This window comes from Veillonella sp. VA137 (assembly GCF_003992015.1).
Classification (GTDB): domain Bacteria; phylum Bacillota; class Negativicutes; order Veillonellales; family Veillonellaceae; genus F0422.
Genome location: NZ_RQVK01000002.1, coordinates 20177 through 41617, shown reverse-complemented (window position 1 = coordinate 41617; position 21441 = coordinate 20177). Strand labels below are relative to the sequence as shown.

The window sequence follows — 21441 nt, the reverse complement described above, 5'->3', positions numbered from 1 at the left end:
ATAAATGCGATATTATAGCCGATTGAGAGACTTTATCATTTATAAAAAATTTTTAAATTTTTCTAAAAAAAGACTTGCATTTCTCATTTTCATAGTCTATAATGTAATCAACAATGATTATTCGTTAAGTAACGAAATCGATAGGGAATCACTCAAGTGAGTGATCCCCATATACAAATAAGTATTTATTTTATTACAACAATGTAAAGTACATGGAGGAAAGAAAATGCCAGAATTAAAAGGTACTCAAACAGAAAAAAATCTTCAAGCAGCATTCGCTGGTGAATCTCAAGCTAACCGTAAATATACATACTATGCAAGTGCAGCTCGTAAAGCTGGTATGAACAAAATCGCTGATTACTTCGAAGAAACAGCAATCAACGAATCCGCTCATGCTAAAGTATGGTTCAAATTGTTACACGGTGGCGATGTAAACGCTGACGTAGCAATCAACTTAAAAGATGCTGCTGCTGGCGAACACTACGAACACACTGTAATGTACCCAGAATTTGCTAAAGTTGCAAAAGAAGAAGGTTTCGCTAAAATCGCTTACTTATTCGAACAAGTTGGTGTTATCGAAGCTCGTCACGAAGAACGTTACCTTGACCTTGTAACAGCTGTTGAAGGCGGTACAGTGTTCAAACGTGAACAACCAGTTGCTTGGATCTGTGCTAACTGTGGTTACATCCACATCGGCGAAGAAGCTCCAAAACTTTGCCCAGTATGTGCTCATCCACAAGCATTCTTCTCTCAACACGGAGAAACTCTTATCTAATTAGTAAACCGAGTGGTTTCTTAGATAAGTACTATAACATTGTATCAAGTGATACAAACAACCTACATTAAGAACTAAGTAGTTCTAAGGGTATGTACCCGAAACAAATAATATACTAAGTAGTAATGATGTCTACCCAAGTGGGTCAAATTACATATACGTTATCCCAAGTGGGTTAGATCTAGTATAAGTATACTAAAGCGACTGTGAAAACAGTCGCTTTTTTGCATATTAACCTATACAAGCTTATGACTATCATCTACCTAACCGATATAACTATCTTGTAGTATTCATCATCTTCTCTTCATATTCGTAAGATATACTTTAGATACAGATAACAGGGTACACTACATTAGTTTTAACTCTTATACTTCTAACTATATGCTTAATTCATAGTTTCTCCCTATAAAAGCCTTGAAACAGCATATAATACGCTATGTGGTAAGCTACTAATAGGGTGTACCTAATTAACGTTTATAAACTAGATAATACGAAGGAGACACTTATGAAACGCACATTACTATTAACGACACTAGCCATGACTATCGGTTCTTCCGCTTTTGCTTCATCCATTAACTACCCTAGTTTCCAAGGAGACCATAAACCGGTATCCTTTAAAATGGCATCTACGGAAGAGATGAAAGCTTATACAAATGACTTAGAAAATTATCTAGCTGATACAGATGCAGTGATTCAAATGTTGATTACTAAAAAACGTGCTGCTATCGATACTTACAATGCCGGTGTACGCGAATATAACAAGGATGATTTTTTCCACAAAGACCGTGTTGAGCCTTACTCCTATGATGAAAGTTACTCCCAAACTAAACGTGTAGGTGGTCATACCTATCATTCTTTCGGAGATACAGTGATTATCACATCTGATAATATCATTCCTGCAGCTGAGGAGACAAAATCCCAGAAAAAAGAGGAAGATGATGCCTTCGCACGCATGATGCGCCGCATGGAAAAACACCTTGGCGTTGATCGCTGGTAAGGTTTCCTATATATACCCTTAAACACCCTTATATTACCCTTACCTATATTCTTTTATATTCCCTTCCCTATATCAACATATACCCCACACAAATAAGGACCTCTATTCCCCGATAGAGGTCCTTATTTTACATCTGTCATGGCACACTCAAGGAATAGCCTATTTTCTTCAACTCTATGATAGAAAAAAGCTGCAACCTACCCTATATCTGTAGGTTGCAGCCGTATATCTTTTAATACTTTCATCATAGATACATGATGCATCTAATACATTACTTATACCTTATCGAATTGTTTTTGTGTCGTTAAATGCTTCTTGGTCGAAAGTTCCTTGCAACCGATCTACTACGATAGCATTTGTCATAGAACCACTTACATTTAACATTGTACGTCCCATATCAACGATAGGATCTACTGCTAAAATTGGAGAAATGGAGCCGAAGAAAGCACCCATACCAGTACCAGACAAGGAAACAGAGGCTGCCATCGTCGCTGTACCAGGTACACCAGCAATTCCCAAGGAGCCTAAAGCGATAACGATAACGCTCATTACATACATTGTAAAGTCTAATGGCACACCAGATACTCGAGCAATATAGATGATACATAACGCTGGGAAGATACCTGCACAACCTTGCATACCTGCTGTGGTACCAAAACTTGCTACTGTATTCGCAGTGGCAGGATTAACACCTAATTTTTTAGTCAATGTTTCTACCGTCAATGGTAACACACCCATACTAGAACGAGATGTGAAAGCTAAGATTAATGCCTCTTTTGCTTTACGGAAGTACATAATAGGGCTCACACCGAATACTGTTAATAATACGGCTTGTACAAGTAACATAATCACTACGCCTACATAGATCAAGATGATGAACAATGCCATATCAGCAATAGCGCCAAAGCCTTTTTGCGCTAATGTAGTAGCCAACAATGCAACAACACCATATGGCATCAAACCAATGATGAAATCAGCTACCCAGAAAATCACGGTATAGGCTTCATCAAATAGTTTTGTCATCACTTCTAAATCACTGGCACCATGTTGTTTAACCAGTCTAGCAATACCGCCGATGATAACGCCGAATACTACAATAGCAATAACATTCGTTTGCGCCATAGCATTCACAGGATTGGAAGGAATCAAGGCACGCAATGTGTCTACTACTGGTTTTACTTCACGCATTTTGGAATCACCAGCCACTGCTAAGGTACCTTCCCCTAATCCAGTTACTGTACCTAGCACTAAGCCTACGATAGCAGCAATACCAACCATGACTAAGGCTACCACACCTGTGGAGGATACAAGACGCTTTAAGTTCGCATTCGTATCCATATGTAAGATAACATGAACAATGGAAATAAATACCACAGGAATAACGAGCATACGAATTAAATCAATGAATCCTCCCCCGATAAGAGAGAACCACTTCGTGCTTTCCTTGATGAATACCACATCCATCGGATTGTTAGGGAATCCTGCAATCAGTTGCACCGCAACCCCTAGTACAGCACCTACTCCAGTGGCAACCATTACTAATGTACCGAAGTGAATATTTCTTTTCTGAAGAAAATACACATATCCTAAGGCGATAACGAATAACACGAGTATACCTATCGTCATAGGATCGCTAATCATGAGAAATTGTGTAAAAAATGGCATATCCATACAAATTCTCCTTCCTTTCCAGACTAAACTATAGTCCAATTTACTTTTACGTCCCTGTACTATACAGGCAACAATACGCTTTATTATATCATTCTCAATATACCTTTGTCTATATCCTACATATTATATAGGGTTATATTCATGAGTTATAAGCATGAAAAATACTATAATTTAATACCATTAACCAATAAATATAGAAGACGAATTATAAAATTTATAGTACAATAGAATAGTAAAGGTTAACAATAAGAGATCTATTGTACGATGATGTGCGCCCATGAATAGAAACGAACTAACATGACATCTGACTACGTATGTTTAGGAGGATACCATGGATACATCTTACTATTATAATTTTATCATCTTAGTACAAACGGGGAATATGACGCAAGCAGCAGAGATACTGCATATTACACAACCAGCTTTAAGTAAGCAACTCAAGTACTTAGAAGCAGAATTTGGTACCCCCCTATTAGTCATCAAACGCGGTCAACGTGGAGCTAGTTTTCATCTGACCGAAGCTGGCCGTATTTTCTATGAAAAAGCACAGCAATTGTGTTCCATTGAAGAGTCTACCTACGCTGATGTAAAACGTCTTAGTTCTGAAGTAGAAGGCACCTTACGCATTGCCTCTTCTGCCTCAAGGTCTACCGCCTTAATTCAGCAATATTTGCATTTCTTTTCCCGCCAATACCCTGTAGTGCGTTATGAAATTTATGAAGGATTAATGACAGATGTAACGGAATCCTTATTAAATGGTAGCGCTGAAATTGGTCTATGCAATGAGCAAATGGTAGATACCAACAAATTTGATGTTCTCTACACGCAAACAGAGGACTTATATGCGCTGTTCCGAAAAGATTTATTTTGGACAGACCGTGACTTGGAAAGTATTTCTTGGAAAGATATTTCCAAATGTCCTCTCAGCTTATCTGGTGGTTCTGTACGTATGCTCATGCAAGCTCACCACAACGACTTCTCTTCTCTTAATGTCATTTCTGTAACGACTACGAAGAGCTCCGCTATTGAATGGGCTCAATCTGGGCGTACCATAGCGATTATCCCAATGGACGGACAGGAAACCGTATCCCATCCAGATATGACACGCATTAGACTTTCAGAGCTAACAAATACATTCTATAAAGCCTTTATCACCATCAAAGGACAACCTTTGTCCATGGTGGCACAACAGTTTTTAGAGTTCTATAAAGCACATTCTGGTGGAGAATAATATAGTAATACAAAAGGGTCCCGAAGGACCCTTTTTTCATATCCAATTATAATTCTTCTGTTTCTTTGATTAAGCCTCGTTTTTTCTTATTTAGATATAAGAAATACAGTGGCAAGATAATAATACAACCACCAAGACCCCAAATCAATTGATTTGGTTTTGCTTGTGCCAACATCCAAAGAGATGTAATGATGGCAATCACAGGTATAATAATACCTCCTGGAATTTTGTACGGACGCTCTTTATGAGCCCATTTTTTACGGAAAATAATGACAGAAACACAAGTTGGTAAATACTGCGTAAACCGAGATACGGCGCTGATGGCTGCCAATTGAACAAAGCTACCGCTCCATGCTAGTAATAAGCTAAATACACCTGTCACAATACATGCTACAACTGGCGTGCCCCAACTAGTACGTTTGGCTAGGATACTTGGTAACATACCATCTTCTGCCAGAGACGTTGCAATACGAGGTCCTAGGAATGACTGAGCAATGTTAATACCACCCATAGATAACAACGTACCGGCTAGCACGAAGTACATGCCCCATGGTCCCATAATTTGACCAAATGCCGTTTGCAATGGTGCTTTATCATTAGCAAGGCTATCACCCATAATACCGATACATACTGCCAATACCAACATATATAACACAGATACGATGATCATGACCGTAATGATGGCACGAGGCAAATTCTTTTTAGGATTTTCCATATCTTCTGCGGCTACTGCAATGGCTTCAAATCCGGTATACGCAAAGAATAGCAATATCGCAGTGGCTGCGAATGCTCCCGATACGCCTCCATCTGAAAGTTCCACAAAATCTGGTACAAACGGTGTAAAGTTTGTTCCATTAATGGCAAACAACCCGATGACAATGAATGCAAATAAAGGCACTAATTTAGATACGGTAATCAAATTATTCAGAATTTTAGTCATATTAACGCCAATAATATTAATCACCGTTAATAAGACGATGATGATCGTGGCGATGACATCTTTCATAAAATCCCCAGATAGCGCCGGAATGGCTGCCCCCAAGGCTGTCGCAAATCCTACTGCCATAACTGCCCAAGCGATGAGCACAACAATCCATTTAAGAACACCTACTTCAAATCCCCAAAAGTCACCTAAGGAATGCTTTGCGTATAAATAGGGTCCTCCATTACGAGTGAAGAATCCCGCTACTTCAGCAAAGCATAAGGCAATACAAATGGCAAGGAATGCATCAAATAACAGCACCCCTAAACTCGCTGGCCCCATAAGAGCATATGCTTTATTCGGCAATAAGAAAATCCCTGTTCCTACAATAGCGTTAATGCCGAGGAGAACGATACTCCAAAAGCCAAATTTACTATCTTTTTGTTCCATATTAGGCCTCTTTCTTAGCTGCCTCTACAAAGTCTTTGAAAATCGCTGCATTCAACTCTGTATGACGCATCATTTCCGGATGGAATTGGTACGTACGTAGGTATGGGTAGTCTGTGCCTTCCATAGCTTCTACTACAGTATCTTTAGCACGGCCTACTACACGCAAGCCTTCTCCTACTTCTTTCACAATTTGGTGGTGATGAGAGTTAACCATCACTGTTTCAGAGTCTAAGATACCAAATAGTTTAGAATCCTTTTCAATCACCATAGAGTGCGTTGGCAATCCTGCTGTTTGGTTTTGCGAATGCTTAATCGTAGCAAAGGCAGGTAAGTCTTGATATAAGGATCCTTTATGAGCAACGTTGATAATTTGATGTCCACGGCAAATCCCCATGATAGGAAGCTTGCATTCTTTTGCGAAAGCTAATAAACGCATATCAAAGATATCGCGTTCTGGCCATATAGCACCTAATCCACGCTCTGGCTCTTCTCCATAAAATTGTGGGGCAATGTCATGACCACCTGAAAGAATGAGACCATCTAATCGTTCTACCAATGCTTTCAATGTTGCTTCATCTTCTTGGAATGGAATAATCACAGGAATGCCGCCTGCTTCTAATACAGACTGCACATAATCATCATTCACATAGGATCGTTTATATCCCGGAAATGGACCGCCTTGGTCAATCATATGAGAACCTGAGATACCGATTAATGGTTGTTTCATAAGTAACACCTCTCCTTAAAAATACAGAGTATATATAGCTATATAATAAAATAATTTATCCTTCATTACAAGGTGTACATACATCTATTCACAAAAATAGATATTTTTTTGATTCCCGCCATACTACAAAAATAAAATTAGAGGAAAGTCCATACTATAGATGGGCTTTCCTCCATATATCAGGTTATATCTGTTACAATAACTTGTTTCTACTATATTCTATTAGTATGTACCAACCTTAACATAGGCAATGCCATCCATAATCGGGCGAGCAGTTCTTGCTACCCCTGCTTTGGTAACACATAAACTCTCTGTATCTATATCAATATTAAATGTGAAAGTCCCACTTGGGTGACCTAATGTTACTGTTTTTGTACACTTAGCTGCTTCACTGACTACATCATTGACAATCGTCCCTGGAATAAGTGCTGCTGTTGCAGTAGCAATACCGCCAGTGACTGCATAGGCCTTATGAATCACTTGTAATGCTTTTGTGCGTGCTACTATATCTATGGAGGCACCTTCAATCACACGACCCTGTATATCGGTATACGTAGAAGCAGTACCCACCATACATACCTTTGGAATGGCTGGACTAGCGCTTTCTTTTGATGTAGCTAATCCCATTCTGACAGCGGCAGTCCTACGAATATCCTCTAATATATCTAATAGACCCTCTGCATCTGCTTCGATATCACTTGGCATTTCTGTTCCTGTATATCCTAAATCTTTTGCTTTCACAAATACACCCGGTGTGGCAGAGTCCACAAAACTTACGTCTATCCTATGATTATTCTTCGCTGTATGCGCATTTCCCACTTCCAAAGTGATGGTATCTCGCGCATTCCCCGTTGGCAGTAATTTCCCCGTTTTAGCCCCACTAGGGGATTGAAAGTAGAGCATAATTTGTGCCCCTGTACCAGGAACTCCATCGATGGCAAAGTCCCCTGTTACCACTGGTAATCCATCTTGTACAGGTATATGCGCTTCTATGATTTTATGGGTATTCGTATTATGTATGCGAACTACAGTTATTGGCTCTACTGGTTCCACCAAACCACGCAACATAGCAAAAATGCCAACTCCAGATGAAATGTTACCACAATTACCTTCATAATCGACAACTGCCGTATCGATACCTACGTAAGCAAATGTATAGTCTACATCACATCCTTCCACCGAAGCAGGTCCCACAATAGCCAGTTTACTCGTTAAAGGGTCTGCTCCTCCAATCCCATCAATTTGTCGTACATCTGGACTCCCATAGAGGGATAGGATCATTGCATCTCGTTCTGTTGGATCTGTTGGCAAGTCTGGAGCATATAAATAAGCTCCTTTACTAGTTCCGCCACGCATATATAATACGGGTAATTTCATATAATCTTTCATCATATACCTCGCATATAGAGGATGACACAGTCTCCACTGTGCCATCTCCTACTGTATCTATTAACTATTATTCCTAATTATTGTCCACCATTACGCAAGAAGTTCAATTTACCTCCTGCTCGAACAATTTCTAATTGTCGTTCATTTAATGGTGTTCTTAATGTGTAGGTCGTAGATTTTGTTTTATTTTCTACGGTAAATACACCAGCTGCAAAGGAAGCATCATCACAATGATAGAATAATTCATCACCTTCTTGAATACTCTCATAATCTGCATCATTTTCAAATAATAAAGGCAAAATACCAAAGTTAACAAGATTATCCATATGAATCCGTTCAATAGATTTTGCAATCACTGCTTTTACTCCTAAATACATTGGGCAAAGTGCGGCATGTTCACGAGAAGATCCTTGTCCATAACTTTCACGAGCTACAATCACATTATAGTATCCATGCTCAACATTTTCTTTACATTCTTCTGCAAAATCTGGTTTTACAGGGCTGAATACATATTGACTATATTTAGGTACATTGGATCTAAATTTCAAATATGGTCCAGCTGGCATAATATGATCTGTTGTAATTTTATCTTCTACTTTAATCGTCACTTTAGCAGAAATTGTTTCTGGTAAGGCAATATTGCTAGGAGGCTCTCCAATATTAGGACCTCGTAAAATAGATTGGTTTACATCGCATTTTGGTGCAACAATCAAGGAATCATCAATTTCATACACCTCAGGAAGCTCAATTGTTGGTACTTCTAAGCCTATTTCACGAGGATCCGTAATCGTTCCCGTTAAAGCAGAGGCTACCGCTGTTTCTACTGAAACTAAATGCACTAAGGCATCTTTGGTACCACTACGACCTTCATAGTTACGGTTATTCGTACGCAAAGAAATAGACTTTGTTCGTGGCGCTTGTCCGCAACCTACACAGAATCCACAAGCACTTTCAAACAGACGTGCTCCAGAAGCAATGATATCTGCTAAGGCTCCATTTTTTGTAATCATAGCTAATGCTTGCTTGGATCCAGGAGCTACCCCAAAACTCACATCTGGATGAATTTTACGTCCTTTCAACATAGATGCCACCATCATTAAGTCTCGATAACTGGAATTGGTGCAGCTTCCTACTAGTACTTGGTCTACTACAACATCTTTTAATTCTGCTACTGTTTTTACATTATCTGGAGAGTGTGGACATGCAATCATAGGCACTAATGTATTTAGATCAATTTCAATGACTTCATCATACTGTGCATCTTCATCTGTCTGTAATTCTACCCATACATCTTCACGACCTTGAGCGCGTAAAAACTCTTTTGTTTTTGCATCACTTGGGAAAATCGATGTAGTAATTCCCATTTCTGCACCCATATTCGTGATGGTTGCTCTCTCTGGTACTGTTAAAGATGCCACACCTTCACCTGTATACTCGATGGCTGTTCCAACATTTCCTTTAGTGGTTAAAATACTTAATACTTTTAGCACGATATCTTTTGCTGCACACCAAGGTTGTAAACGCCCATTTAATTTTATATTAGTAACTTTAGGACAAGTTAAATGGAATGGCTTTCCTGCCATAGATGCTGCCACGTCCATACCCCCAACACCGACAGCAAACATCCCTAAACCTCCAGCAGTTGGAGTATGACTATCTGCACCTACTAAGGTTTGACCTGGCCTAGCGAATCGTTCTAAATGTACTTGATGGCAAATCCCATTACCTGCTTTCGAATAATAAATACCATATTTACTTGCTACATCTTGTAAATATTTATGATCATCTGCATTTTCAAATCCATCTTGTAATGTATTATGATCTACATAGGATACAGATAGGGTCTTTACTCTGTCTAACCCTAAAGATTCAAATTCTAAATATGCCATAGTCCCTGTGGCATCTTGTGTTAAAGTTTGGTCAATGCTGATTGCAATATCTTCACCTGCAACCAGTGTTCCCTCTACTAAATGAGTTTCTAATATTTTATAGATTAAACTTTTTCCTGCCATCTTAGTCCTCCTACTTATGACTAACTACGGTTTTACCTTACTTGAAGGCTCTTATAGTTTAAGTATATATGTTGTGAGGAAATAAATAAAATAGATTACATTTATCTTATATGATAAAATATTTTTATAAAAGGAGGGAAACTATGGAAAAAGATTGGCATTTTTTTATTGCTATTGCAGAAGAAGGAAATATGACAAAGGCAGCCAATCGTTTATATATCTCTCAGCCTGCGTTATCGTATCGTCTACAGCAACTAGAAAAACAGTTCAATAAACCTTTATTTATACGTACATCTCGTGGTGTTACCTTAACAGAAACAGGGGAATTATATTATCACTATGCCTTAGATATGCTACATAGAAAACGTGAATTTGAAAACACTCTATCCAATTATAGTGAAGAAATAACGGGGACATTACGGCTTGGCGTCTCTAGCATCTATGCCAATTATATGTTACCTGATATTTTATCAGGATTTACCCGAGCCTATCCAAAGGTAAAGTTAGAGGTTTATACTGGTATTAGTTCTAAAATTGCTCAATTATTTCAATCTAATGAGGTAGATGTCGCCATTATTCGCGGCCCTCAATCCATTGATAGTGAATCATTGTTAATTCACACAGATCGCATTGGTTTAGTAACCAATACATCCTTACCTTCTAAACCTATGCCCAGAGAAGACATCTTAACTTTGCCATTTATACGATATGCAACAGCCCATGATTTATATACTATCATCGATAAATGGTGGAAACAGCATTACCAAGTCCCTCCCAACGATAGTATAAAAGTTGATACCATGGCTACATGTCGACAATTCATCAGAAAAAATTTAGGATGGTCTGTTCTCCCAGAAACAGGATTGGGAAGGTTCTCTGATGAATTTACCTTTGAACCTTTACTATGGGAAGATGGTACACCTCTATTGCGAGAAACAAAGCTTTATTATCAAGCAAATGCACTACAACGTAGAGCTGTTCAAACATTTATTTCGTATATAAAAAATAATATAGACTAAAATAGAGGAACGTTGATATCTAACACTCAACGTTCCTCTATTATTTTACTTAAAAATAAATGCCAGCATAAGAATTCCTTGTCTTATGTGTAAGACCTTACACTAATTCTGTAATCTGTTGGCTATTCCTATGTACTACATGCTTCCACCGTAGATCATCGCTAGTAAAGAGACCTACAAATATTTTATGTGCTGTCAATCCTAGACTCCTTCACATCACAATCTATTATATCTCTCGGAACGATTTTCTAATGGCTTCTCTCGTGCCTCCATTTCTAATTTTTTCATAATTTCATACTTACGTTCATCCAAATCTTTTTCTTCAATAATAGAAATTCTAGGATGACCTAATTCTTTATCCTTCCGTATATCCTTTAGGAATTGGATTAGCTTTTCTTTTTCCTCATCTGTCATACTTTTATTTAATACCACGGTAGTATCGCCATTAAATACGAATTGACTCATAAATCCAATTGATCCGTACGTATATTGAAAACTTCTAGTAAAATACTGTGCCTTCACATAAGGGTCTATCACTCTTGAATAATTTCCAGATTCCATGACAGCTACATATTTTCCAGTTATCGTATTTTTTTTAACATTTAAGGATGGAGGGTTATCTGGTGTATACATTACTATTGTCACTAATGACATAATGCCTATATAGGCAAGTATTAAAATAATTTCTACACCATATTTCTTAATATATCCAATCATATCTATACCTTCCTTTTTTATCGATACACCACTGTATTAATCTGTATACTATACTTAAAAGATGGACTTACTTTATTCACTATCAATCCCATTTTCCTTCTTATTAAAATTTTGTATATTCATTCTCTGGTACAATAGTTGTTATCTTATCCTCAGGTAAGTTAGGACTCTTAATTCCTAATTTTTCATAAGACCATAGGTCAAAGAGTTCATTGTCATAAGATTGATCCGCTAATACATCATAACCAAAGTTATTGGAAATATGCAGTTCTTCATCTAACATATAGGAGAACACCGTCCACGGTTCAAGATGACATGCAATAAATGCATTTCGCATGTAATTCGACCACAGCGCTAGTTGTTCCATCGTAGCATCATAAGTAGCCTTAGAAACCACCTTATGGTCTATCATCTCCTCAAAAGTAAGGTATTCACCGTCGACAATGATATACCCTAGTTGACGGCATACTGTTCCATCATTCTCTACATATAGGTATACCCGATGATATGTACCTGGCAAGATAGAATACAAAATATCGTAACTATTTTGAAGATATTGTGGAATCAACTCGTGAATATCTTCCCCTGTAAATTCTATAGCTGGATCTACACTAACCATTTCTTCTTCCTCCTCTTCAATAAACTGAGACATATCTATGTGCATAGTCCCTGTGATACATCCCTCATGAGGTGCTACTGCATGCGTAAGCAGTGGTTCCCCATCTTTGGAAAAATACCGTTCTTCCCAAGCATTTACTAAGGCCAATTCGTCAGTAAAATTATCTTCTGTTATATTGTCATATACATACGAGAGTTCGCCTGTGGAAATATCGTAGACATAGTCTATAGCTGTATATTTTTTACTGCAAATGCGATGTAATTCATCAATTTCATCAATACAACCTTTTAATGTGACAATTAACTCTTGATATATACATCTATTATAAGTAGATTGTATGTTTCTAATTCTTATCCATTTATTATCTGCAGTATTAATGTAAAGACTAAGTTTCCATTTTTTATCTAGCACATCTAAATGAAAGTATATCTTTCTAGTTTTAGTAGGCAAATACCCATTAATATACATAATTTGTTTATAAAGTAAGTTCTCTAGTAAAGCAGATATTTTAAGAGTCTTTATTCTACGTTGTAATGTCCTCTTAGGTTGTAAACTGTACTTATCAATATACTTTTCTGCTTCTATTTCCTCCTCCCTTATAAATCCCTTTGTATTTCCTACCTCTACATATGACCATAAAATATACGGTGTATGTGGATATTCATAGTTACCATACAAATCTTCGCTATATGTATATCTAGAATCTCCATTTTTTCCAATCTCAATATTCAGTATATTAAGAGTGTGCACATTATCCTTATTCTTAAACTTATATACTTTGAGAAAATTATCCACTAATATATTAAAAAATGACCTATCTCCAATACGTTCAGAGGAAAAACAAAATAGCTCTCCCTCCATGATATATGTTCCATCCTCAAAAGTAATTATGTATCTTGGTGCTAAACTTGACCTCCAGCACTGTCCAAAAAAAACTAAACTTTCCCAATTATCTTGTAACAAAATATTTAATCTAGCTTTTAGTAAGTCAGTCAACTTAATTGCTACTTCATCTTTCATTTCTTTTACAAACATATATTCATCCTCCATTAGGAAGAAACTGAATAACCTCAGGATTGTCATCTACTTTATATATAACATCAAATCCCGTTGGTCGCTTATTAACTTCTTCGTATTTAACATCAATTGTAACTTCTACTTTTTTACCTTCATTTAATCTTTTATACCAAACCCTTTCTAATTCTCTATATTCTACAGTGTTCACAATCTTATCCATAGCAACTAGATTATCTAACTCTCCTGATCCTCCAAAGATTTTAGCTATCAGATGTCCACCATGGTCGTTTGGTAATCGGTCTTCATAACCTGCTTTTAATTGATCTCCGTTATTTCGTACACCATCTTCTAATCGCAAATCACCTTGGGCAGCCTTTATACGACCCAATTCATCCGTTTGGTAATAATACCCTTTGCTCTCATATACAATATTCTCTTTTAATTCTCTTGTTTTCACTCCCGGTTTATATTGCTCACCATTCCGATAAACATCTGGACTATCAGCTAAGTTTGTTGTGTTTGTAGTAGAGCTTGCTGTTTCAGTAGTAGATTGTTTAGAAGATACTCATGAATTTCTACATAATATCTAGATTTTCACTATTATTTAGAGATATCGTTTATTTCTCCATTCCTCTTCATATATTCTTTAATTAAGGAATCATTTAATTCCCGAAGACCTTGTGCTACTTTTTTTCCATCTTTATAGGAGAAACGAGATTTTTCTATAGAAGATAAAAAGACTTCAATATCTGGTCTTCTTTTATACAACAAATAAAAGGTATTTATATCTTCATCATCTATATCTTCAAAATTTGTTAAAAGAGTAATATCATCTAAATACCCATATCTTAATTCCTCAATACTCGAATAAAATGAGCCTCTTCCTTCTACATCAGTAATATAATTTTTTTCATATTCACCATTTAAGATTTTAATAATATGTATATCTAATCCCAATTTTATTTTTGTATATCCTGATAATCCATAAGTATATAAATTATCACCTTTTACAATATACGTATACATATCATTTTCTATAGTTAGATTATTAAAGTAATCTCTCAATTCATAAAGATAGGTTATTTCATATCGAAAAAAAGTTTTTGTAGTCATATACCGATGAATATTGATATATAGATAAAATGTACCCATTAAAGACATAATTATTAAAAACCATACATACACTTTTCGCATTCTTCATCACCCAATAAAAATAATTTCATCAATTTTATATACCACATCATAGGTTGTTTTATAAGTAAAAACTTCTTTCTTCCTTCTTTCTTCTTTCTTTTTTCATAGCAATACCCCTATTACATAATGACCACATCCCAAAACCTGATATGTCCTATACTTTCACTATATCATATTTAGGCAATACTAAAAAAGACTAAGCTCGAAAGCCTAGTCTTTTTCATGTACTTGTTTATGCAGTTTATAGCAATGGTTTACGTACTACGTCAATGATAGAACCATCACGATATTCGATGATGGCTACTACATCTTTAGGGTCTTGAGATACTTCAATACCTTCTGGTTTACCAACCATGTCGTACGCCATTTGTTGTAACTCTTCAATTGTATAAATTGGTAAGTTAGAATCTTTGAATCGTTCGATCAAATCTTGGCGATTTGGATTGATTGCAATACCACGTTCTGTTACCAACACGTCGATACTTTCACCTGGAGTGATAACTGTTTCCACACGTTCACGAATCATTGGTAAGCGACCACGAATTAATGGGCAAGTGATAACAGTTACTTTTGCACCTGCCGCTGTATCGGAGTGACCGCCAGAAGCACCCATCAAGATACCGTTGGAGTCAGTCATACAGTTTACGTTGAAATCTGTATCGATTTCTGTAGCGCCCAAGAATACTACATCTAAGTAGTTTGTCATGCAGTCTGTTGTAGGGTCTGCGTACATGGATGCGCTCATTTCGATATGATTTGGATTTGTATCCAAAGATGCCGCTGCTGTTGTATCAAATGTTTGTGTATCATAAATCGCTTTGATGTGACCTTTTTCAAGCATGCTTACTAGTACGCCTGTAGCACCGCCAACACCGAATCCACCAACAACGCCTTTTTTCTCTAATTTTTCGCCGATAAATTTAGCTACTGCCAATGGAGCTCCACCAGCGCCCAATTGGAAAGAGAAACCTTCTTGGATAATACCAGCTTCATCAAGGAATTCTGCTGCCATTTCCGCAATTTTAATTTGTACAGGGTTTTTCGTAATTCCCACAGCACCAGATGCGATACCTTCTGGATCACCAATAGCCTCTACTTCTACGATGTAATCTACATCTGTTTGAGGGATGGAGATTGGGTATACATTGTCAATTAAATTATCTGTTAACAATACAGTTTGATCTGCATAATGAGAGTCAACCATAGCATAGCCTAAAGCACCGCAAGCAGATTTACCTTTACGGCCTGTGGCATTACCACGGCGATCACAAGCAGGTACGCCCATGAAAGCTACGTCAATATGAGCTTCCCCAGTGCAAACGGCACGAGCACGTCCACCATGGGAACGAATCACTACTGGGCGTTTTAATACGCCTGGGTTCAAGCTTAAGAATTTACCCAATGCATCACGAAGACCAGATGTTTCGATGGCTGTTACTGTGCCATCTTTAATCATATCGATTAAGAACTCATGACAAGGAGCCAAGGAAGAGTTAAGGATTGTAATATCTTTGATTCCTTTGGCTTGTACACGGTCCATTACAAGTTTCATTACATAGTCACCATTACGTAAATGATGGTGGAAGGAAATGGACATCCCATCTTTCAAGCCTACTTTTTCAATAGCTTCATCGATGGATCCTAGTAATTTATTTTCACCTGGAGTGTGAAGTTTCACTGGTTTACCTGCACGTGTACCAGTTTCTGTCATAGCGAATTGACCTTCATATACACGACGACCTTGAAGGCATTCTAATTCCATAGGAATGTCGCGACCAATTTTATTTAACATCGATTTCTGCTCCTTCCTCAAGTTCTACCTTGATACCTGCTGCACGGGCTTTATCTACCACGCGTTGTGCACGTACTACGATAGGACCGTCAATCATTTTACCATCTACAGCGATAACGCCTTTATTGTTGCGAAGTGCTTCTGCATAGGAGTTCAATACTTTTACAGAATGCGCAATTTCTTTTTCATCTGGCGTAAACACTTCATGGATAATTTTGATTTGGCTTGGGTGAATGCAAGATTTTCCATCGTAACCAAGGGCTTTAATGAATTCTACTTCTTCACGGAAGCCTTGTGGGTCTTTCACATCGGAGAATACTGTGTCAAGTACACGGATACCTGCTTCACGAGCTGCATGAAGGATGGTTTGACGAGCAAATAACAATTCATGAGCTGGTTTATGTTTACCTGTACGAAGGTCAGCACGGTAATCTTCTGCACCAAGAGCAATCGCTACTACACGAGGACCTTGTGCGATTTCACGTACATTGTATAGACCTTTTACGGATTCGATAGCTACGATAATGTTGATAGTACCTTCTTCCCAACCGTTCGCTTTTTCTACTTCTTCAATTTTCTTAGCAACAATTTCTACTTCAGATACATCTTCTGTTTTTGGAAGACGAATCAAGTCAGGTTTTGCTGGTACGATGACATCAAGGTCAGCATAACCATATGGAGTTTGTGTTGGATGGTTGATACGAACCACTGTTTCACCTTTGAATTTTAAAGTTTTCAAAGCTTCTGCTGTTAGTAAACGAGCTGTATCTTTTTCAGTGACTGCTACGGAGTCTTCAATGTCAAACATGATGGAGTCTGCACCGTGGATATCAGCGCTGTTGATCATTTTAGGCGTGTTACCAGGCACGAACATCATGGAACGAGATAAACGTTTTTTTGCTAATTCAGTTAATTGGCTCATTATGCTTCGCTCCCTCTTTCTAATGCACCCAATACACGGGCTTTAATCGTATAATCCCAAGCTGCTTTATCGATAGCTGTTACTTTCACGCCATCGAAGCCTGCTTCTTTTACAGTGGCTTCAATGAAAGCACGAATATGCTTACCGTAGGCACGCTCAACTTTTGATTTTAATTCTACTTCGATACCAGATGCAATTGGTTCCACTGTCACCAATACATCATTTTTTTCATCAAAGCCAGCCATAGCTGCTTTCACTAGATGTTTCATAGTTAATCCTTTCTATGCATAACAACATCATGAAAAGCCAGGTCCGCAGGAAATACCCCTGTAGATCCTGACTCACATGATCCAATTTATATTATAGGATACCTAACATACCCCACCATGGATAACCAATTACGAATGTATGCACTAAGCAAATGACTGCTACTACACCGCCAGTGATCCACCAATCTTTTACATCGTTATAGCCTGCGCCAAATACGATAGGTGCTGCCGCGCCGCCGTAATGTGTTAATGCACCACCATAGGAATTAGATGCGCACAATACTAATGCTAATGCCATAGGGTTTACACCAGCTGCAGGGCCTACTGCCAAGAATACTGGAAGCATTGCTACTACATAAGCAGAACCAGATGCGAATAAGTAACGAATTGCTACGGAAATAATTCCGATAATAACAAGTGCTACAAATCCATTGTCTCCAAAATGAAGATGTGTTTGCATTACATCTGCTAACCATTCGAAGAATTTAGCTTTAGCTAATGCATCAGATAAACCGATGATACCACCGAACCACATCAATGTGTTCCAGCCACCTTTATTAGCAACCATATCATCCCATTTAATAGCACCCAAGCAGAAGGAAGCTACCATGGATACAATTGCCACAGCTGTAGCATCAATTTTGAATTTAATGCCGAATGCTGCCAAAATGGAAGGCAATGCCCACCCTAATAAAGCGAAGATAAAGATACCAACCAATGTTTTTTCAGATCGGGACATAGGTCCTAATTCCGCTAACCCTTCAGCAGCAATTTTTTTATTGTCTACTGTTGTCATAGTTGGTTTGTTAAACAAGTACGTGATGTATGGAACTACTAATAACATAGCAATACCTGGTACAATCATCGCTAGAGCCCATAAGCCCCAATCTAAATGTACACCTAACATTTTAGCCATGAAGTCACCCGCCAATGCATTAGGTGCCATGGCTGTTAAGAACATTAAGGACGTAACTTTTGTTACCATGTACGTATTAACCATTAAGAAACGACCAGCTTTATTAGCTGTTTCACCTGGTTCAGAACCTAAGGATTTTGCCACTGCATTCATAATTGGGAATACGATACCACCACAACGAGCTGTATTAGATGGTGTTGCAGGGGATACAACAAAGTCAAGCAATGCTGTTACATAGCCTAAACGAAGTACTGTACCACCAAATGCATTGATTAGATGGTAGGCAATACGACGACCTAAGCCAGTCTTTACAAATGCTACAGATAAAGCAAATGCAGAGAATACCAACCATGCTGTTGTTGTTGCATAACCAGAAAGAACTGCTTTTGTGTTACCTAAAAATAATGCAGAACCTGCGATAGCGGATAATACTACAACAGGAGCTGGAAATGGCTTCAAAATTAAGCCTACGATAGCTGCTAAATAGAAACCAAATAGTTTCCAAGCACCATCTGCTAATCCTTCTGGAGCTGGGCTATACCAGATCACGATTGGGATTAACAACATAATCAAAGCATTGATTACTTTTTTGTTCATCTTGTGTCTCCTTACTACATAAGATATAAATACATTGCCTATGTTGCTTGCACTCTTACTTTCTATAAACGTGAAACTTAATATATATATATGAATGTATATAAGGGCGGTTCACCACTTACTAGAATACTAGAACGTGCAAATGTCTAGGTCTTTTTACGCTCTCATTATATCCAATCATTTCAGAAGGTAAAAATAAAAATCCTTTATAAGGCTTATAAAAATTTTATTATCCTCAAAAAGTCTTCATGTATGCATTTAGAGAATACATTGTAAACATAGGTATCATGCGGTTTTTATATTATTCCTACTAAATTGTTCCTATTTTCATGATATATATCTATGATAATTGCTACTTTCATATACATTAACGGTGCGTTAATAGTATTCTAAACTAATCAAAATTGCTGTTAGAACAATCTGTCCATTGCAAAACATTCGGACATACTAAAAGGGGAGATTTTGATCCTCCCCCTTTAGCTTGTATATCCCGGTAATGTAACGATTTGGTGATTTTCGTAATACTCTGTTACATAATCAATGAAAGTTTTCACTGCAATTAGCTTTGTGCTTACTTCATCATGGAACAAATAGGTAGAACGTACCAATGGACGATCATCTTTCATCCGTAAAGGTTCTACATAAATACCATGTTCACGGCAACTACCTAATCCTAAATACGGCAAAATAGCCCAACCTAGTCCTTCTCGTACGAAGTGACGACAAGTCACCATAGAGTCCAGTTCCATGGCTGGTCTCACATCTCCCACGCTATGTTCTTTCTTCCAATTTTCTACCACTGTCGCAATGGATCCATCCGTGCGATAGTTAATCATCGGAATATCCCGTAATTCCTTGTAATCCACAGGATGTTTATACACTAAACAATAGGGTTCATCAAAAAGACGCACACCATTGGGCACATGATTATACTCTCCTCTGGCAAAAGCAATCATCACTTCTCCAGAATTAAACATTTTATTCACGTGAGAACTATAACCTGTCTTCACTTCGATGCGAATCTTGGGATACTGTTTTGTAAAATTATTGAGTAAATGAGGCAACTCGTAGTCCGCAAAATTAATGGATGCAGCAATTTTTAAGGTGCCTTGTATTTTTCCTGTCACCTTTCCAATATTTTGTCGCAATTCCTCCCGTGACCGAATCATACGTCGACAATAATCGTAATACAGCTCACCTTCTGCAGTTAACGCAATGCCATCATTAGCACGAATTAATAAGGGGCGCCCTAAGATATCTTCTACTTGTTTTAATCGGTAGCTTAGTGCAGGCTGTGAAAGAAATAATTTTTCTGCTGCTTTCGTAATATTGCCTTCTTCCACCACTGTGACGAAGGTTTGCCATTCTTTTGCTTCCATATACAACCTCCTTACTTGTGTTATTCTATTATATATTATCTCATATATCGAAAGATTTGCATACTAAAAGGGAGAGCTGATAGCTCCCCCCTTATATAAATGTGCACTCACAAATTAACGATACATTATCGACGACCGAAAATGCGAAGTAGATTGATGAAAATATTGATAAAATCTAGATATAAACCTAAAGCACCAATCAATTCAACACGTTCCAAGACACTTTCATCTTCATAAGCTACTTCCATTATGGTCCATTTAATGCGATATACATCATACATGGTAAATAAGGAGAAAATCCCTACGGCTATATAGCTGTATACTAATAATCCAAAGTCGCTAGCACCGAAGAACATCATAATCAAACTAGCAATGAGTAGCGCAATCACTGCACCCATTAAAAATGTGCCTAATCCAGACAAATCTTTTTTTACCACTACACCTAAAAAGGCAAAACTACCAAACACCGCTACAGCCCCTGTTAAAGCATATACTACCGCCTCAAAAGAATAGTGTAACGCGATGGCGGTCAAGGTCAATCCATTCATGATGGAATAGAGGAAAAACATAGCTTTCAAAAATGTGTTAGACGCTGTGTATTGACGGAAGGAAAATAAGAACACCACCGCCACTTCGGCTAACAAAATGATATTAAAGTTGGAATGGGCAAAGCGCAACCAACTAGAGTTCGTCAACGCCATAAATCCAATGATGGCTGTAGTCAATAACCCCCATACCATCCAAAGCATAGAATTGCGTAATTTACGATTTACAATTTCTTCTACTACCACTGTATCTGCTTGTGTAGGAATACGATACTCCATAA

At 37.7% G+C, this 21441-nt stretch carries 19 protein-coding genes; 4 read left to right on the top strand and 15 right to left on the bottom strand.

All coding sequences use genetic code 11. The annotated features are described in order from the left end of the window. Positions 1 to 226: 226 nt before the first annotated feature. Complete coding sequence (gene rbr, locus EO116_RS01365; RefSeq protein WP_127067947.1) at positions 227 to 775, top strand: rubrerythrin; 549 nt, start codon at positions 227 to 229, stop codon at positions 773 to 775. A gap of 505 nt (positions 776 to 1280) precedes the next feature. Next, on the top strand, positions 1281 to 1772 hold the full coding sequence (locus tag EO116_RS01360) for a hypothetical protein (RefSeq protein WP_127160325.1): 492 nt from the start codon (positions 1281 to 1283) through the stop codon (positions 1770 to 1772). A gap of 282 nt (positions 1773 to 2054) precedes the next feature. On the opposite strand, the gene EO116_RS01355 is transcribed toward EO116_RS01360, so the two are convergent. Continuing rightward, complete coding sequence (locus EO116_RS01355) at positions 2055 to 3443, bottom strand: cation:dicarboxylate symporter family transporter (RefSeq protein WP_127160324.1); 1389 nt, start codon at positions 3441 to 3443, stop codon at positions 2055 to 2057. A gap of 331 nt (positions 3444 to 3774) precedes the next feature. Here EO116_RS01355 and EO116_RS01350 point away from each other — a divergent pair, with 331 nt between their 5' ends. Beyond that, positions 3775 to 4674: a LysR family transcriptional regulator gene (locus EO116_RS01350; RefSeq protein ID WP_127160323.1), complete on the top strand. Its 900-nt coding sequence runs from the start codon at positions 3775 to 3777 to the stop codon at positions 4672 to 4674. 46 nt (positions 4675 to 4720) lie between these two features. Here EO116_RS01350 and EO116_RS01345 read toward each other — a convergent pair whose 3' ends face one another. The 4 genes from EO116_RS01345 to EO116_RS01330 form a co-directional block, all read right to left on the bottom strand. Next, a complete protein-coding gene (locus EO116_RS01345) occupies positions 4721 to 6046 on the bottom strand; it encodes an APC family permease (RefSeq protein ID WP_127160322.1) in 1326 nt (441 codons plus the stop codon). Position 6047: 1 nt separating this feature from the next. Then, positions 6048 to 6773 carry a gamma-glutamyl-gamma-aminobutyrate hydrolase family protein gene (locus EO116_RS01340; protein ID WP_127160321.1) on the bottom strand — a complete coding sequence of 242 codons (726 nt, stop codon included), beginning with the start codon at positions 6771 to 6773 and terminating at the stop codon, positions 6048 to 6050. 222 nt (positions 6774 to 6995) lie between these two features. Next, positions 6996 to 8165 (bottom strand): 2-methylaconitate cis-trans isomerase PrpF family protein, encoded by a 1170-nt coding sequence (locus tag EO116_RS01335; RefSeq protein ID WP_240629090.1) that lies wholly within the window; start codon positions 8163 to 8165, stop codon positions 6996 to 6998. A 74-nt stretch (positions 8166 to 8239) separates the two neighbouring features. Then, positions 8240 to 10174: an aconitate hydratase gene (locus EO116_RS01330; RefSeq protein WP_127160320.1), complete on the bottom strand. Its 1935-nt coding sequence runs from the start codon at positions 10172 to 10174 to the stop codon at positions 8240 to 8242. Between the two features lie 143 nt (positions 10175 to 10317). Between EO116_RS01330 and EO116_RS01325 the strand changes: the two genes are divergently transcribed. Beyond that, positions 10318 to 11193 (top strand): LysR family transcriptional regulator, encoded by an 876-nt coding sequence (locus EO116_RS01325; protein WP_164726028.1) that lies wholly within the window; start codon positions 10318 to 10320, stop codon positions 11191 to 11193. Between the two features lie 216 nt (positions 11194 to 11409). Here the strand turns inward: EO116_RS01325 and EO116_RS01320 are convergent, their stop codons facing one another. From EO116_RS01320 to EO116_RS01275, 10 genes are all read right to left on the bottom strand, one after another. Continuing rightward, positions 11410 to 11910, bottom strand: coding sequence for a hypothetical protein (locus EO116_RS01320; protein WP_127160318.1), 501 nt, complete (start codon positions 11908 to 11910; stop codon positions 11410 to 11412). Between the two features lie 103 nt (positions 11911 to 12013). After that, complete coding sequence (locus tag EO116_RS01315; protein ID WP_164726027.1) at positions 12014 to 13564, bottom strand: immunity protein YezG family protein; 1551 nt, start codon at positions 13562 to 13564, stop codon at positions 12014 to 12016. A gap of 4 nt (positions 13565 to 13568) precedes the next feature. After that, on the bottom strand, positions 13569 to 14003 hold the full coding sequence (locus EO116_RS01310) for a DNA/RNA non-specific endonuclease (RefSeq protein WP_127160316.1): 435 nt from the start codon (positions 14001 to 14003) through the stop codon (positions 13569 to 13571). A 143-nt stretch (positions 14004 to 14146) separates the two neighbouring features. Further along, the gene (locus tag EO116_RS01305) at positions 14147 to 14659 is read right to left on the bottom strand and encodes a hypothetical protein (protein ID WP_127160315.1); all 513 of its coding nucleotides are present in this window, start codon (positions 14657 to 14659) and stop codon (positions 14147 to 14149) included. Between the two features lie 322 nt (positions 14660 to 14981). Then, complete coding sequence (gene citF, locus EO116_RS01300; RefSeq protein ID WP_127160314.1) at positions 14982 to 16532, bottom strand: citrate lyase subunit alpha; 1551 nt, start codon at positions 16530 to 16532, stop codon at positions 14982 to 14984. Beyond that, positions 16522 to 17454: a CoA ester lyase gene (locus EO116_RS01295; RefSeq protein WP_009352816.1), complete on the bottom strand. Its 933-nt coding sequence runs from the start codon at positions 17452 to 17454 to the stop codon at positions 16522 to 16524. The genes citF and EO116_RS01295 overlap by 11 nt, the downstream gene beginning before the upstream one ends. Beyond that, positions 17454 to 17723 (bottom strand): citrate lyase ACP, encoded by a 270-nt coding sequence (locus tag EO116_RS01290; protein WP_009352869.1) that lies wholly within the window; start codon positions 17721 to 17723, stop codon positions 17454 to 17456. The genes EO116_RS01295 and EO116_RS01290 overlap by 1 nt, the downstream gene beginning before the upstream one ends. Before the next feature lie 91 nt (positions 17724 to 17814). After that, positions 17815 to 19236, bottom strand: coding sequence for an anion permease (locus tag EO116_RS01285; RefSeq protein WP_127160313.1), 1422 nt, complete (start codon positions 19234 to 19236; stop codon positions 17815 to 17817). A gap of 476 nt (positions 19237 to 19712) precedes the next feature. Further along, positions 19713 to 20615 carry a LysR family transcriptional regulator gene (locus EO116_RS01280; RefSeq protein ID WP_127160312.1) on the bottom strand — a complete coding sequence of 301 codons (903 nt, stop codon included), beginning with the start codon at positions 20613 to 20615 and terminating at the stop codon, positions 19713 to 19715. Positions 20616 to 20740: 125 nt separating this feature from the next. Then, positions 20741 to 21439, bottom strand: a complete 699-nt coding sequence (locus EO116_RS01275) for a Bax inhibitor-1/YccA family protein (RefSeq protein ID WP_127160311.1) — start codon at positions 21437 to 21439, stop codon at positions 20741 to 20743. Between the last annotated feature and the right edge of the window lie 2 nt (positions 21440 to 21441).

Coding starts and splice junctions, on each gene's coding strand:
- rbr (WP_127067947.1), top strand. CDS start 227: ATGCCAGAATTAAAAGGTACTCAAACAGAAAAAAATCTTCAAGCAGCA.
- EO116_RS01360 (WP_127160325.1), top strand. CDS start 1,281: ATGAAACGCACATTACTATTAACGACACTAGCCATGACTATCGGTTCT.
- EO116_RS01355 (WP_127160324.1), bottom strand. CDS start 3,443: ATGGATATGCCATTTTTTACACAATTTCTCATGATTAGCGATCCTATG.
- EO116_RS01350 (WP_127160323.1), top strand. CDS start 3,775: ATGGATACATCTTACTATTATAATTTTATCATCTTAGTACAAACGGGG.
- EO116_RS01345 (WP_127160322.1), bottom strand. CDS start 6,046: ATGGAACAAAAAGATAGTAAATTTGGCTTTTGGAGTATCGTTCTCCTC.
- EO116_RS01340 (WP_127160321.1), bottom strand. CDS start 6,773: ATGAAACAACCATTAATCGGTATCTCAGGTTCTCATATGATTGACCAA.
- EO116_RS01335 (WP_240629090.1), bottom strand. CDS start 8,165: ATGATGAAAGATTATATGAAATTACCCGTATTATATATGCGTGGCGGA.
- EO116_RS01330 (WP_127160320.1), bottom strand. CDS start 10,174: ATGGCAGGAAAAAGTTTAATCTATAAAATATTAGAAACTCATTTAGTA.
- EO116_RS01325 (WP_164726028.1), top strand. CDS start 10,318: ATGGAAAAAGATTGGCATTTTTTTATTGCTATTGCAGAAGAAGGAAAT.
- EO116_RS01320 (WP_127160318.1), bottom strand. CDS start 11,910: ATGATTGGATATATTAAGAAATATGGTGTAGAAATTATTTTAATACTT.
- EO116_RS01315 (WP_164726027.1), bottom strand. CDS start 13,564: ATGTTTGTAAAAGAAATGAAAGATGAAGTAGCAATTAAGTTGACTGAC.
- EO116_RS01305 (WP_127160315.1), bottom strand. CDS start 14,659: ATGACTACAAAAACTTTTTTTCGATATGAAATAACCTATCTTTATGAA.
- citF (WP_127160314.1), bottom strand. CDS start 16,532: ATGTTAAATAAAATTGGTCGCGACATTCCTATGGAATTAGAATGCCTT.
- EO116_RS01295 (WP_009352816.1), bottom strand. CDS start 17,454: ATGAGCCAATTAACTGAATTAGCAAAAAAACGTTTATCTCGTTCCATG.
- EO116_RS01290 (WP_009352869.1), bottom strand. CDS start 17,723: ATGAAACATCTAGTGAAAGCAGCTATGGCTGGCTTTGATGAAAAAAAT.
- EO116_RS01285 (WP_127160313.1), bottom strand. CDS start 19,236: ATGAACAAAAAAGTAATCAATGCTTTGATTATGTTGTTAATCCCAATC.
- EO116_RS01280 (WP_127160312.1), bottom strand. CDS start 20,615: ATGGAAGCAAAAGAATGGCAAACCTTCGTCACAGTGGTGGAAGAAGGC.
- EO116_RS01275 (WP_127160311.1), bottom strand. CDS start 21,439: ATGGAGTATCGTATTCCTACACAAGCAGATACAGTGGTAGTAGAAGAA.